The following is a 13,039-nucleotide window of genomic DNA, read 5'->3' on the forward strand; positions in this document are numbered from 1 at the left end:
AGATATGGAGGTGCATTCATGGCACTGCTCTACCCCACAAGCATGATTCGGATTCCCGATGTTTCCATTGCCGATGAGGTAAAGGAATTCAGGGATTGCGAGCGCGATGCTTCGCCGTTCCCGTTCGAGCCGCTGCGCGCGGTGCCGGAAAAGCTGCTACTCGGTGCGCCCGAGCCGATCCGCGCACCCGATCCGCAGCCGGTCGATCTGCATTTTCATATCGAGCTGAACGCTGCGGACATTACGAACATGATGTGCGAGGCCATCGGCGCCGCCTTCAATATCCCGCCTTCGCTGCTGCGGGGGATGGTCGACGAAAAATGCGCCGAGGCCAATTCTCGAGTGCGTAATCTCGCGACCGTCGCGGCGCTCTACGACCCGCAGGCGTCAAGCTGCGCGTGGTGCAGTCCGCTATGAACGGCTTGACCAGCTCGCCACTGATTGTCTGGACGGTCTACGACTCACCGCGAGAATATCCGGGCTTTTTTGTCGCGCGCGCCCATGTCGTGAATGACGGCGTGTGCTATGCGACGATGAAAATGTATCTCGGCCTGACGCTTGAGGAAGTACGCCGCCAGTTGCCTGCGGGGCTCGTGAGGTTTCCGCGCGAGCATGGCGATGAACCGCAAATCGTGGAGAGCTGGTTATGACCGAGGATCTATGGGAACGTTGCGCGCGCATCGTGTGCGTGTCTGACCTCGCGCAGGCGGCCGGCATTGCAGAACCGCTATTCGCGATCGAGCTGCGCCGCCGCTACCCGACTGAGGCCGCGCTACGCGCGATGTGGGCGCGCGTCACGCAGACAATGCCGCTGATGCGCGACGCGCTGGACGATTGAGCCGTTGCCATAGAGCGTACCAAGCGCACTGAGCGAGCCATAAGTTGGAAGCGTACCGTTGACGGGTGAGCGAGCCATTCCGCCTAGAGTGTTCCAGAGAAAAGGAGCGAGCCGAAAAATGGAAGCGTTCCGCACAGTGTGAGCGAGCCATTGCATGTAAGCGTGCCCGGAGAGTTGGAGCGAGCCAGACTTCCAAAGCGTACCACTCTCGCGGAGCGAGCCATTGAGAACGAGCGTACCAATGAGCACTAGCTAGCCAGGAGTATCAGAGCGTACCGAAGTTCGGGAGCGAGCCATCGTACGAGAGTGTGCCATTTGGAAAGAGCGAGCCCGAGTGCCCGAGCGTACCGATTCAGCCGAGCGAGCCGTGAGAAACCGAGAGTACCGTACGTAATGAGCGAGCCACACTCCCAGAGCGTACCGTCGTAGTTGAGCGAGCCGTATAGGATAAGTGTGCCATGCGGTAAGAGCGAGCCGGTTATTTGAGTGTTCCATAATCGATGAGCGAGCCAAGCGGTTTGAGTGTGCCATCAGATAGAAGCGAGCCAGCGGTTAGAGCGTACCAGTAGCAGTGAGCGAGCCATCGCTGCCGAGCGTACCCAAATAATGGAGCGAGGACATGAGCGAATCGAGTTTTGAGCCGGTGCAGCGCCTGACGCGCGATCTGGCGACCGCAGCGCGCACGTTGTCAGATGACGAGGCGCGCTATCTGGTCGATGCGTACTACCAGATGCAGGACGATCGCAAACGCGCACACAATCAGGTGCGTGCCATGGACGCCGAGCCGCACGCGACGCTTGCATGGTTTGCCGCGCAGTCCGAGACGCTGGAAAACCAGATCAAACGCGCGCTCGATATCTACACCGACGCGCACCCGATCGGCACGTGGCTAAAGGGCGTTTATGGCATCGGGCCGGTCATCGCTGCAGGGCTGCTCGCGCACATCGATATCACGCGCGCGCCAACGGCAGGCCATATCTGGCGCTATGCCGGGCTGGACCCGACCTCGAAATGGGAGAAAGGCACCAAGCGCCCATGGAATGCGGCGCTCAAGACGCTCTGCTGGAAGGCGGGCCAGTCGTTCATGAAATTTTCGAACCACGACGACTGCTTTTACGGCCACCTCTACCGCGAGCGCAAGGCATACGAGCAGGAGCGCAACGATGCAGGCGGCAACGCCGCGGCCGCCGCGCGCATCCTGGAGACAAAGAAGTTTCGCGCCGACACCGACGCCATCAAGCATCTGCAGGCGGGGCATCTGCCGCCGGCGCAGATCGACGCGCGCGCACGCCGCTATGCAGTCAAGATTTTTCTATCGCACCTGCACGGCTACTGGTACGAACAGCACTTCGGCAAGCCCGCGCCGGTACCCTTCCCCATCTCGCACCTGGGCCACGCGCACATGATCGCGCCGCCCATGGCCGAACCACGCCATGTCCATGACTGACACAATCAATATCCTGCCGCACTCGATGCGCGTGCCGGAACCCGCGCCCTGGCTCGATGAGCCCAATCTGGCCACCTTCCGCATTGACGAGTACCTGTGCGTCGCGCTGCGGCATCCATGGGGGCACTGGTGCGGCTATGTCGGCGTCGGCGCGCAGCACCCGCTATTTGGCGTGAGCTTCCACGAGCTGGAGGATGCGGGCGAGGCGCTGTACTGCCATGGCAGTCTGAATTTTGCTGACCGGCTCGATGAGTTTACGGGCTGGTATTTCGGCTTCGACTGCGGGCATGCCTTCGACTACTCGCCATACATGGCCGAGTACTACCGTCGCATCGGCATGCCAGATGACGTGATACGCGAGCATGACCGGCTGTTCGTGCGCAACGAGCACGGCGAGGGTGGCGTGTTTCCCCGCCAGTACCGCGACCTCGATTTCGTGCGCGCGAACTGCGTGGCGATCGCGGCCCAGCTCATGGATATCGTCAAGGATGAGGCGAAGGTGCGCGAAATCCGCGAGGCGCACGCGCGCCAAACCACCGGAGAGGATCGATGAAAAACCAGGACGACCAGAACGAGGAACGCGAAGGCCCGCGCGTGAAAATCAGTATTTCGGTCGCGCCGGAAACGCTCGCGCGCATTGACGAATGGCGCAGCAGTCCAGGCGGCGGCGGTTTGAACCGGTCTGCGCTGTTCGCGCTGGCTGCTGACCGGTACATGCTCGCGCACCCCATCAAGGGGTGGCGCTCAGAATAGCGGTAGCTGACGGGGATCGACGCGGTGGGCGGCGCGCGTAAGCGCGGCGTGCGCGGCGTGGAGTGCCGAGTCGTAAGCCAGATGACAGCGCTGGCACCACGCGCGCAGGTTGGCGGGCTCGCAGTGCTCGGGAGTGTGGTCCAGATGTGCCACGGTGAGCACCACACGCGAGCCTGTGACGGGATGCGGCGCGCCGTTGAGGGCACGGCACCACGGATAGCGCGGCGAGCCCTCACAGCGGTTGTGGGCGCGCTCGATGATGGCGGCGCGAATCTCGGGCCAGTCGGCCGGGTAGCGGTCGGCGTTCTCGGGTTTGATCGGCATGGGGCTAGTTGATACGGATCGCGGGCAGCTCGCCCGCCTCTATCGCGGCCATCATCCTCTGCATGCGGCGCGCAAACTCATTGCGGATATGCCGGTAGCACGGGCTGCTCGCAATGCTCTGCTCGTTCGCCTCGAACCACTCCGGGTCAATGTTCATCGAGAGCATCACGTAAATGCCAAGCGGCGCCAGCCCGTCATTCGCCTCGATGCGCGCCATCCACGCGAACATGTCGGGCGGCGGCGGCGTGATTTCCTCCACGTAGGCATCCATTACCGGCCCCGCTTGCTGCTGCGCGTACTGCCGCGTGGCTTCGGGCCGCGCCCTGGCACGCCCGCCTTTTTCGCGCTCTCGCGCGCGGTATTGAGCGCGATCGCAACGGCCTGCTTGCGCGGCACGCCCGCCTTGAGCTCGGTCGAGATGTTCGAGCCGATCGTCTTGCTGCTGTAGCCGAATTTCAGTGGCATGATTTGCCTCCCTGAAGTTTCAGTGATTAACGAGCGCCTTATGATAAGAAAAGTTATCTAACTAGCTGCGTTTTCTAGACGTACAGTTCGACGCCGAATCCGACCAGCGCGCGATCGGCCGTGGCGCGCTGGCGCGCGTGCTGCGCCCACGAAAACATCATCCAGTACGAATCACGCCAGCGCGGGTCGTAGCGGTGTATCGCGCACTCCGCGAGAAACACGCGCGCGGCAAAGACGTGAAACTCGAATGCTCGTATGTGCGCCTGCGCGTCGAGGCGCTTAGCGTCGCGCGTGACTCTCGGCGGGTACATGGTGCGGGCGCGGTTTGCGCAGCAGGTCCGCGATGCGGTTGAACGCCTCAACGTCCGTGTCCGCGCCGGTAAGGATGAAATCGTAAAAGCGGCCGTTGACGATGCGCATGGCATCGTAGATGCCGCGCGAGTCGCGGTAGATGATGGCCGGTGGCTGCGTGCCGTTGCACAGCAGGAGCACTGTGCGCACCACGTCCTCGGCGGCATTGGTCACCGACATGCGCCCGTTGAGGTCGTGAATGACCGGAATTCCGGCGATCTGGCCGACCATCGCGAACTTGGCTCCGCTCGCGTCGTGGTGGATCGGAAACATCGGGTTGCCTCCGCAAAGCCTGGGGAAAAATCCCTGCGCGCGTGTGCACGATTACTGAGCCAGTAACCGTGCGTTTTCGCGCAAAGCCTTACGGAATATAGTTGACGCGGGGATTTAGTGCCAGTTTTACCAATTGTTTAATTGGCGGCAACGATTCTTTCGGTTCTGAAAGAATGCGGGGGATTCTATTTTTCCAGCTCGCCAATCTCGCGCACGCCCGCCTCGCGCAGCAGGCGGTTGATCTCGGCCTTCACCACACGCTTGCAGATCGTGTGCATGGAGTCGGGTGAGCGCTCCGAGAGCCATTGCAATGCGCCCTTCTCGCGATCGGTCAGACGCACGTTCACGAGACTGATTTCGCGATCGTGCGGGCGGGCCATCCAGTCGAGTTCGCCCGGTTTGACCGGCGCGGGCTTCGCGGCGCGCGCCTTCGGCGCATGGTGCGTATCAGCGCCCGCGGCGAACCGCTCCGCGCCCGAAATATGTTCTTCCTGAATGCCGTTGGGGCGGCTCGGCGTTGCGTAGTTGAGCGACTTGCTCATAGGTAAATCTCCTGATGCAGCTTGCTGACCTCTTCCATCGCGTCAGTCGTGAGTTTGGCCGATGCAAGCTCGGTCACGCCCTGACCGGCAAGCCAGGCGCGCAGGTACGCGGCGCGATCGCTGATGACGGTGCGGCAAACCTCGAGTGCGGGATACTGCTTGAGCGCCTGCAGGGTCGAACGGATCTCCATCGCGCGGCGGCCGGCGTGAGTCGGCGCGCAGGAGACGATGACACGGCAGCGTAGCTGCGGATTGAATTCGCGCGCACCGAGCAGCAACGATTCCACCGTGCCGAGCGTCCAGTTGTCGGCGGGCTGCGGCTTGATGGGCGAGAGGAACCAGTGCGAGCGCGTGAGCGCCTTGCGCAGCTCGTATGAGTCCGAGCCGTTGGTGTCGATGAAAATGTGGTCGTAGGCGTCCGCGTCGAGCCATTCGTCCAGCTGCGCCTCCATGTCCGGGCCGGTGCGCACCGTGCAATCGATCGGCGCCGCCGCAGGCTGGTTGCTACGTGAGATATGCCACTTGTCGGTAGTGTTCTGGCTGAAATCCGTATCGATGACGCCGACGCGTGCGCCCAGGCGAGCCGCGCAGGCCGCGAGGTTGCCCGTAATCATCGACTTGCCGGTGCCACCCTTCTGCCCGCCCACGGTCGTAATGATTGCTGTCATATCATCGTGTATGAGTTCATATACGTTCGTATCATATCATCCGATAGTACGGCGGCACCAGCGAGCGGGGGCCGTTGCCCCGCCTGCGTCAGAACCGCACGAGCGAGCGTGCCTCCATTTCTTCGCGCGAGTGACCGAGGCAACCGGTCGCCGGGTCGAAGTTCGTGCAGTGGCCGATGGTGATCCACTTGTGGCCGCGCGCATTGCGGGTCACGAGGTCGGCACGGATTTCCGCAGCGGGCTCTATGTCGCCATCGGGCGAGAGAAAGTAGCAGAGTGTGTCATCGTCCACGAGCATTGCCTCGCGGACCGGGATGATGTGATGGAAAATTTTTTCGCCCATGATCGACCACCTTGACATGGTTTGCGCCCTTATTTCTATTAGATTCAGGCGCTTATCATGGCACGCGCGGCCCAGGATGCACAACGGGGGGCGGGGCAAGAACCTCGACGGTGACACGCAGCAGGAACGCGCCTTCATTGACGACATGGAACGTGGCGTTCGCTTCGCGCACGAGAAAGACGCCACCGGGGCGCACTCCGAAACAGTACGGCTGCGGGGTGGTGTCCATGTTGCGCGTTATGCCGGTTATGCCGCCATCGGGAGCCAGCCGAAGGCACGGGTCACCTGCCATTCGAGTGCGGCAAGCGCGCGCGGCCCCTGCTGCGCCGCGACGCGCCGCAGGATTTCCACGCCGCTATCGAATGACTCGCGTACTTCGGCATAGGTCGCCGTGCGGCCTTCGGACCACCACTCCACCGACTCGGCATCTGCGACTTCAAACAGCACGCCATCTGGTGCACGCATTAGCTTGTGCGGGTAGGGGGTCGTCCAGAGCGCGACGACGCCGGGATTGCGTGTGATAGCAATGCCGGGTGGCGCGTGGGCTTTAGACGGCATGTTCGCCTCGCGGCGGTGTGCATGCGGAAGGGTGAGGAACGGACAGGCCTGCGCGGCAAAGCGCGCGCAGTCGAAATGTGATGGGGGCTCGCTCGATACGCGGTTGACAATGCACATCGGGCCGATCACGTAGGTGCGATATATCCCGAGCTTGTGACCGCACAGCCAGCAGCGCGACTCGCGCATGCAGCGCCGCAATTTCTGCGGGTCGATGCAGCGAAAGTCGGGCTCGCCGTTGATATAGCCGACGAAGAAGGGAACGGGATAGCCTTTTGACGAGATGCGCAGGCCGCGCATCTGCTCGGGGACGAGCGGCAATCCCTCACGTAGCGCGGGGCTCATTTGCGCCCGCCTCGCGCCCCCCTGTCGGCGCCGCCGCGCTGTGTCGTGACACCCTTCGCGGGTGCGCGGCCCTTCGCCGCCGGCGCGGGTGCGCGGCGGGGTGCCGTTGGGGGCTTGCGCGCGCCGCCGCGCATGCGTGCATCTTCTTCTTCTTCGTCGGGTCGGTTGCTCATCATTACCTCACTTGGGTTGCGAGCTGCGTTTCGAGTGCGCTTACGCGCGCGGATAGTTGCTGGATCGCATGCATGGCGTCCATCAACATGGCTTGCGGATCGAGCGCGAGCGGCGGCGTTTCTTCCACCGGCTTCGCATCGACGCCTGACCCATCGAGCGGCGTCGGCGGCTGCTTGACCCAATCAGGGGCATTAGGCTGCACGCGCTGCGCGACGAGCCCGATATTGACGTGCCCCTGCAAGATGTAATCAGGCTTCCAGTCAAAGGCAACAAACTCGGCGGCTTCGATACGCGCGAGCGAATCAACAGGCGTCGGCTCGATATGTTCCTTCAGTTTTTCGTCCGATGCATTGGACGGCACGTAGGCAATGAACTGCCCATCGACGTTAAAATTGAGCGTCCGTGCACTGCCATCCCAGACAATATCAATCGTATTTGTATTCGAGTAGACCGGACGCCCCAGGTTGGTATCTGTCCACAACAATCCCTGATTCCCGCCATCCACGTAAGCGCGAATGCGGCCTTCCCAGTTGAAAACCATGGAATTGCCGGAATCGGTAAATGCGAAACCCCAGTTGCCCAGGTCGCCACGCCTGATAGGCACGCGCCCGTTGGCATTGGCATTTGCATTGTCTGCCGCGCTCTGGGCTGCATTGATGGCGTTCCAGACATAGCCTCGATTCGATGACCAGATATTGCCGTCGCCCAACATTGTGATCGTCGCGTTGCCATTATTGTAAAATTCCAGCTGGTCATTGGCAGTGTTTAAATGTATGCGCCAGCGAAAATCCTGCGACGCCGCTTGCGCAAAATCGACATAAGCACCGTAGGCATATTCCGCAAGTTTTATGAAGCCAGGCCCGAGCCGTCCAGAGTAGCCGTTGGTGTCGCCATTGTTGCCTACGGACCAGAATTCCCCCCAATTCCACCCGCGAAAACTGTAATTGCCGTTGTCGGACAGTTGCAGGTTCCACGCGCCGCCACCATTGTTCAGGATGCCGAAGCCCAGCCCAGGCTGGCCATAACCGTTATTCATTGACGGGTTAACAGACAGCGAGGCATGCCCGGCTGAACTGTTCAGGTTGAGGGCATTGCCGCCATTGATCCATGCCTGCCCCTGCATGATCGTATTGCGATACACCGTCATGTCGCCGCGCACGGCAGCGGACCCGTTTTCGCCAACCTGAAAATTCCAGTTCACGCCGGTCGAGTCGATAAAGCCGACGCCATAGTCAGGGCCGAGCCCTGCACCCGGATTGAAGGCTATGCGCGCGCCTACGCTGCTATCTGCATTCAGAAAGCGGACCTGCTGCGGAGGGGAAAAATCCAGCGGCCCCGCCATGACGGAACCGGTCTTTTTGACGAAGCTCTCGGGCTCGACACTCGCGGCATGGTCGGCTGCATCGAGTGCGCTTTGCGCGGCATCGCTCGCGCTCTGTGCTGCGGCCTGCGCATGCTCGCTCGCGGCTTCGACGTCGCCTTCGATCGACGCGGCGCTCGCGGCGGCTTCCTCGGCGCTCTGACTTGCTGCTATTGCATTTTCGGTTGCTGTAGTCGCACTCTCACCCGCCTGCGTGGCGGCTTGCGCTGCCGTCAGCGCGCTACCTGCCGCACCTGACTCTGCGCTCTGTGCGGCCTGGGCTGCACTCACGGCGTCGGCGCTCGCCTGTACGGCCGCATCGCGCGCGCCGCCTGCCGATATCGAAGCCGCTTCCGCGCGTTGCGCCGAATCCGCGGCGTTCGTAGCCTCGCTCGATGCCGTGGTGGAGTAGGCTTCGGCCAGGTCGGCCGCATTGCTCGCAGTTGCCGCATCTGCTGCAGCCGATTGCGCGGCGTTCGTGGCCGTCGAGGCCGCAGCGGTAGCGGTCTGCGCGCCCTGCGTGATGGCTTCAACGTCAGGCGCGATCATGTCGTTCACACCGGTCACGAGTTTCGATATCGTGGGGACCGCGCGCCCGTCAGCGGTAATGTAGTCGCTCACCTCATCGCCATTCACCCATAGTTCGGCGCGTTGCGCATCGAGTTCAAATTGAGCGACGATATCCGCGAGGTCGCCCATCGGGTCGGTTGAGCGCGGTACAGGAGGCGTGGCCATGTCTTAGCCCTCCGGTGCTTGCGGCCAGTCAATTTCAAACGGAAAACCGGGCTGCTGCGGCACGTCGCGCAGCGCCTGCCGGTAGGCTTTCCAGCCGTCGAGTGCACGCGTGAGCGTGGGCGGCGCGTCGGGCGGGGCAATGACCTTGCTGTCGCTCCATGCCAGGCACATATCGCGATACCTGCGCACCCACACGCCGCGATAGCGCGCTTCGTCGGCCTGGAATTTCGCCTTGATATCGGCATCCTTCGGCTGCGGCGGGTCGGTAGGTCGCCAGTAGATAATGAAGGGGTCGCCTGCGTGCTTGCCCCGCTCATCGAGCGGGTGCGCGGTCACATAATCGACGCTCGGTTTGAGCGCCGGATACAGGTCTGCGAGCACCGTTACCATGAGGTCGTGCGAGAACGGCCCGCTCACGTCTGGATTGTCCATCACTGATTCCGCAGCCACGTTGCGCGCGGCCAGAAAGCCGGGTTTGATTGCTGCGTGCGCATGCCGGAAATGACCCACGGATTATTCGGGTTGACTTCGGTATCGGAGCCCGGCACGCTGGCGTTTAGTTCGATATGTCCGACAGCCCACACGCATTGAGCGCCTGCAACGGCACGACCATTGGCATTGGCATTGATATTTTCCAGTACGTTTGCCAGCCACTCGCCGCGATAGGCGAGAAAGACATTGCCGTCCGTCTGGTGGGTCGAACTGCCCACCTGCACATTGCCGCGCGTGGTTAGCGTCTGCACTGTCACGTTGCCATCGTCATCGATGGTTATCGGCACCGCGTTATAGGCGTGATTGACGAATTCCAGCCCGCCACCGAGGCGACCCCGGATATACATGAAACTGCCGCCCGTACTTTGCCAGGCGCTTTCGCCGCTACTGGCGCCGAGCACCATAAAATTACTCCGCCCATAGGCAGTCAATCCGTTGCCGCATGTCATGCGCCCGCGCACGGTCGCATTGCCGTCATCGCGAACCTGAAAATTCCAGTTGCCCAGCGTATTGTTTCCAAAGCCGATGCCACCCGCGCCGCTCAGGCTTGGATCGGTTGCATAGGCCATGAATACATTCATGCCGTTAGGAGCCTGTATCTGAAACTGAGCGTTGCCGCTGATGATATGGCTGCCGTTGGTGGTGATGAACTGACCGCCGTTTGCGAGTTGTACATTGCCAGCCTCCGTGAGGCGCATCAACCGCACGGTATTGGCCGCATTGGTAATAAAAAATTCCTGCGTACTCGCACTATTCTCCGCGCCGAGCCGTACCGTCATCGATACCTGCGGATGAAAGTCAATGAAAGCCGCGTAGCCAGCTCCGGTCGGGTCAAAATGCAGATTGCCGGTCATCGACTTCGTGCCGTCGCGCCGCACCAGCTGCTCGGGATTTACCGCGTCGGCATGCTCGGCGGCATCCGTTGCACTTTGCGCGGCATCCGTTGCACTTTGCGCCGCCTCGGCGGCGTGCGCCTCGGCCTCGCTCGCACTGGCGGCGGCTATCTCAATCGCGTCGCTCGCCTGCTGTGCGTACTGCTTGGCGCTCAAGCTGTCGGTACCATCGACCGGGCCTTCGTCCTGCGCGGCCCACGCCCACGCAATCGCCTGCGCCTCCTGTGCGTCGAGTGCGCTTTGCGCGGCGGCTGTTGCACTATTGCCCGCAGCCGTTGCACTATTGCCCGCAGCCGTTGCACTTTGCGCGGCCTGTGAGTGCGCAGTCTGCGCACCCTGCAATGCGCTTTGCGCGTCTGCCGATGCGGACGTAGCTGCGTCGCGCGCGCCGCCCGCCGAGATAGCCGAGGCCTCGGCGCGCTGCGCATCATCGGTCGCGGAGACTGCCGCCGCCTGCGCGTCGATCACGGCCTGGCTCAAACCCTCGGCATCGGCTGCGGCCGATGCGGCAGCGGCGACGGCCTGCCCTGCACTGGTCGCAGCGGCATTCGCAGCATTGGTCGCAGCAGTAGCGCCCTGCGTAATCGCCTCCACGTCCGGGGCGATCATGTCATTGACGCCTGCGACCAGCTTGGAGACGGTCGGCACGGCACGGCCATCGGCGGTGATGTAATCGCTAACCTCGTCGCCGTTGATCCACAACTCGGCGCGCTGGGCGTCCAGCTCGAACTGCGCAACGATATCGGCCAGATCGTCCATCGGGCTCGCTAGCGGCTTGATGGCGGGCATGGCTTACTCTCCTGGCAACGGGTCGGGCAGCTCGCGCAGCCGGGGCGACTGCGGCCACACGACGGCATCGGGAAACCCCGGCTGCTGGTGAACCTGCCGCAGCCGTTCGCGATACACGCGTAGCGCGTTGAAGTAGTCCAGCTCGTCGGCGCTCATGATGCCGAGCGCGTGGCGGTCACTACCGCGATCGATCGAGGGGCCGACTTCCGCGAGCCGCCGAGCGACTTCGCGTAGCACCACATCGGCCATGCGCGAGGACACGTCAACGATGCGCCACTGCTGCGCCTGCTCATCGAACACCGCCGCCTGCATGAGTGCACGCACGGCAGGCGGCTCAATCGTCGTCGCATGCGCGGGGATGAGGAATGCACCCGGCGTGAGCGGGTCGGGGTCGGCCTCGGAGGCGTCGATATACTCGCCGCTCGCGGGGTCGTAGTTGTAGACGAGCATTGCAGCGCTCAATACTTGATGCACGCGAGAAAGGCATAGTTGCGCGGGCGTGTCTCGGTGCCGCCCTGCCAGTCGGTCACGATCGAATGCGCGTGCGCACCGCCCCCACCGATGGCGACGCCCACGCCGTGCACGTGGTTGCCGTCGCCAAAAATGCCGATGTTGCTCCCTGATGCCGCGATGCCGATATTCGAGCTCGAAGCGTAGGTCGTGCCGAGGTTGCCGATGCCGGTGTTGCCGGGTTGCAGCGTCTGCGCGCGCCCGAACTGGCCAACGTCCTGATAGGTGTGTGCGTGGCCGTTGTCGATGACGCCGTGCGAGTGGCCGTTATCCGCCACGCCGTGACCGTGCCAGCCGGAAACATCGGTCCATGCGCTCGCGCCGTGGCCGTGGTCGCCCACCGCGATCGCGGTGCCGCCGTGCTGGTGCGGTTGCATGTCCGGGCTTTGCCAGGTGCCGAAGCCGCGGCCCCGATCGACGCCGCGACCATCGTCCCATGCCCGCATGAATTCGCCGCGCACGTCAGGCAGCAGGAACGTCGATGAGTCGGGCGCACCGAAGGTCGTGCCGATCGAGCCAAAGAGCGCCGAGTATGTGACGCGCGAGAGCGACGCGCCGTTCATTTTCAGCCAGCCAGCGGGCGCGATGGGCGCAGCGAACAGCCCTACCATGCCGGGTGGTGCCAGTGTGAGCGCGCTTTGCGCATCGGCCAGTTGCGCCCAGGTGTTCGGGTCGTTGCCCGGTATCACGTTCTGGTTCGCCCGCAGCGCGCGAAAGAGCAGCGCGCCGCGCGAGACTGCGGAGCCCGGTGCATAGAGCGTGGTGGAAGCCCACTCCGTGACGCCGCGCTGGATAAAGTACTGGATAGCCGAGTCGAGGCGCAGCAGCAGCTGATTGAACCACTCCATGGGCGGGAAGCCGCCATTGCCGCCATCGGCAGGAGCCGCGAACGTGAGGCCCCAGCCTCGCGTGATATCGGGGAATGGCCTGATTTCGCCTGCGGTGGCCGCCGAGGCGAATACGTCCTCGTCAGGGCGCAATAATAGGGAGGTTTGCATTGATGTGGTCCTGTACGCGCTGGAACGCATCGGGCAGCGTGACGTTGATAATCCGGTGGATCGTCACAAATAGCTGCGGGTCAAAGTCGTAGTCGGTATTGATGAGGATTTCGACGCCCGAGGCACGCGGCAGCAGATCCATGTAATTGAGCACGAATTCGACAAAGGGCGTGACGCGCGAGCG

General features: G+C 62.8%; 22 protein-coding genes. 6 read left to right on the forward strand and 16 right to left on the reverse strand.

Going from position 1 to position 13,039, the window contains the following annotated elements:
- Positions 1 to 18 precede the first annotated feature (18 nt).
- The 6 genes from AB4Y36_RS38285 (at position 19) to AB4Y36_RS38310 (ending at position 3,038) form a co-directional block, all read left to right on the forward strand.
- Positions 19 to 417, forward strand: coding sequence for a hypothetical protein (locus tag AB4Y36_RS38285; RefSeq protein WP_368685714.1), 399 nt, complete (start codon positions 19 to 21; stop codon positions 415 to 417).
- Positions 414 to 650: a hypothetical protein gene (locus AB4Y36_RS38290; RefSeq protein ID WP_368685715.1), complete on the forward strand. Its 237-nt coding sequence runs from the start codon at positions 414 to 416 to the stop codon at positions 648 to 650. Before AB4Y36_RS38285 ends, AB4Y36_RS38290 begins: the two co-directional genes overlap by 4 nt.
- Positions 647 to 838 carry a hypothetical protein gene (locus tag AB4Y36_RS38295; protein WP_368685716.1) on the forward strand — a complete coding sequence of 64 codons (192 nt, stop codon included), beginning with the start codon at positions 647 to 649 and terminating at the stop codon, positions 836 to 838. Before AB4Y36_RS38290 ends, AB4Y36_RS38295 begins: the two co-directional genes overlap by 4 nt.
- A 619-nt stretch (positions 839 to 1,457) precedes the next feature.
- On the forward strand, positions 1,458 to 2,285 hold the full coding sequence (locus AB4Y36_RS38300; RefSeq protein WP_368685717.1) for a transposase: 828 nt from the start codon (positions 1,458 to 1,460) through the stop codon (positions 2,283 to 2,285).
- Positions 2,278 to 2,838 carry a hypothetical protein gene (locus tag AB4Y36_RS38305; protein WP_368685718.1) on the forward strand — a complete coding sequence of 187 codons (561 nt, stop codon included), beginning with the start codon at positions 2,278 to 2,280 and terminating at the stop codon, positions 2,836 to 2,838. Before AB4Y36_RS38300 ends, AB4Y36_RS38305 begins: the two co-directional genes overlap by 8 nt.
- A complete protein-coding gene (locus AB4Y36_RS38310; protein WP_368685719.1) occupies positions 2,835 to 3,038 on the forward strand; it encodes a hypothetical protein in 204 nt (67 codons plus the stop codon). The genes AB4Y36_RS38305 and AB4Y36_RS38310 overlap by 4 nt, the downstream gene beginning before the upstream one ends.
- Here the strand turns inward: AB4Y36_RS38310 and AB4Y36_RS38315 are convergent.
- From AB4Y36_RS38315 to AB4Y36_RS38390, 16 genes are all read right to left on the reverse strand, one after another.
- Positions 3,030 to 3,362 carry a hypothetical protein gene (locus AB4Y36_RS38315; RefSeq protein WP_368685720.1) on the reverse strand — a complete coding sequence of 111 codons (333 nt, stop codon included), beginning with the start codon at positions 3,360 to 3,362 and terminating at the stop codon, positions 3,030 to 3,032. The two genes, AB4Y36_RS38310 and AB4Y36_RS38315, sit on opposite strands and share 9 nt — an antisense overlap.
- A gap of 4 nt (positions 3,363 to 3,366) precedes the next feature.
- Positions 3,367 to 3,633 (reverse strand): hypothetical protein, encoded by a 267-nt coding sequence (locus tag AB4Y36_RS38320; RefSeq protein WP_368685721.1) that lies wholly within the window; start codon positions 3,631 to 3,633, stop codon positions 3,367 to 3,369.
- Positions 3,633 to 3,827: a hypothetical protein gene (locus tag AB4Y36_RS38325; RefSeq protein WP_368685722.1), complete on the reverse strand. Its 195-nt coding sequence runs from the start codon at positions 3,825 to 3,827 to the stop codon at positions 3,633 to 3,635. The genes AB4Y36_RS38320 and AB4Y36_RS38325 overlap by 1 nt, the downstream gene beginning before the upstream one ends.
- Before the next feature lie 74 nt (positions 3,828 to 3,901).
- On the reverse strand, positions 3,902 to 4,138 hold the full coding sequence (locus tag AB4Y36_RS38330; protein ID WP_368685723.1) for a hypothetical protein: 237 nt from the start codon (positions 4,136 to 4,138) through the stop codon (positions 3,902 to 3,904).
- Positions 4,107 to 4,451, reverse strand: coding sequence for a hypothetical protein (locus AB4Y36_RS38335; protein WP_368685724.1), 345 nt, complete (start codon positions 4,449 to 4,451; stop codon positions 4,107 to 4,109). The genes AB4Y36_RS38330 and AB4Y36_RS38335 overlap by 32 nt, the downstream gene beginning before the upstream one ends.
- 185 nt (positions 4,452 to 4,636) lie before the next feature.
- A complete protein-coding gene (locus AB4Y36_RS38340; RefSeq protein ID WP_368685725.1) occupies positions 4,637 to 4,993 on the reverse strand; it encodes a hypothetical protein in 357 nt (118 codons plus the stop codon).
- Positions 4,990 to 5,661, reverse strand: coding sequence for an AAA family ATPase (locus AB4Y36_RS38345; protein ID WP_368685726.1), 672 nt, complete (start codon positions 5,659 to 5,661; stop codon positions 4,990 to 4,992). Before AB4Y36_RS38345 ends, AB4Y36_RS38340 begins: the two co-directional genes overlap by 4 nt.
- A gap of 88 nt (positions 5,662 to 5,749) precedes the next feature.
- Positions 5,750 to 6,004, reverse strand: coding sequence for a hypothetical protein (locus tag AB4Y36_RS38350; RefSeq protein WP_368685727.1), 255 nt, complete (start codon positions 6,002 to 6,004; stop codon positions 5,750 to 5,752).
- Positions 6,005 to 6,059: 55 nt separating this feature from the next.
- A complete protein-coding gene (locus AB4Y36_RS38355) occupies positions 6,060 to 6,233 on the reverse strand; it encodes a hypothetical protein (RefSeq protein ID WP_368685728.1) in 174 nt (57 codons plus the stop codon).
- 17 nt (positions 6,234 to 6,250) lie between these two features.
- The gene (locus tag AB4Y36_RS38360) at positions 6,251 to 6,859 is read right to left on the reverse strand and encodes a hypothetical protein (RefSeq protein WP_368685729.1); all 609 of its coding nucleotides are present in this window, start codon (positions 6,857 to 6,859) and stop codon (positions 6,251 to 6,253) included.
- A gap of 220 nt (positions 6,860 to 7,079) precedes the next feature.
- Positions 7,080 to 9,173: a tail fiber domain-containing protein gene (locus AB4Y36_RS38365; protein WP_368685730.1), complete on the reverse strand. Its 2,094-nt coding sequence runs from the start codon at positions 9,171 to 9,173 to the stop codon at positions 7,080 to 7,082.
- Between the two features lie 3 nt (positions 9,174 to 9,176).
- The gene (locus AB4Y36_RS38370) at positions 9,177 to 9,605 is read right to left on the reverse strand and encodes a phage tail assembly chaperone (RefSeq protein WP_368685731.1); all 429 of its coding nucleotides are present in this window, start codon (positions 9,603 to 9,605) and stop codon (positions 9,177 to 9,179) included.
- Positions 9,605 to 11,347: a hypothetical protein gene (locus tag AB4Y36_RS38375; RefSeq protein WP_368685732.1), complete on the reverse strand. Its 1,743-nt coding sequence runs from the start codon at positions 11,345 to 11,347 to the stop codon at positions 9,605 to 9,607. Before AB4Y36_RS38375 ends, AB4Y36_RS38370 begins: the two co-directional genes overlap by 1 nt.
- Before the next feature lie 3 nt (positions 11,348 to 11,350).
- On the reverse strand, positions 11,351 to 11,797 hold the full coding sequence (locus AB4Y36_RS38380; protein WP_368685733.1) for a phage tail assembly chaperone: 447 nt from the start codon (positions 11,795 to 11,797) through the stop codon (positions 11,351 to 11,353).
- Positions 11,798 to 11,805: 8 nt separating this feature from the next.
- Positions 11,806 to 12,855, reverse strand: coding sequence for a phage tail protein (locus AB4Y36_RS38385; RefSeq protein ID WP_368685734.1), 1,050 nt, complete (start codon positions 12,853 to 12,855; stop codon positions 11,806 to 11,808).
- Positions 12,827 to 13,039 (reverse strand): hypothetical protein (locus AB4Y36_RS38390; protein ID WP_368685735.1); only part of this gene is annotated, 213 nt, incomplete at its 5' end. The genes AB4Y36_RS38390 and AB4Y36_RS38385, both read right to left, overlap by 29 nt.

The organism is Paraburkholderia sp. BR10936 (assembly GCF_040965735.1).
GTDB classification, from domain to species: domain Bacteria; phylum Pseudomonadota; class Gammaproteobacteria; order Burkholderiales; family Burkholderiaceae; genus Paraburkholderia; species Paraburkholderia nodosa_A.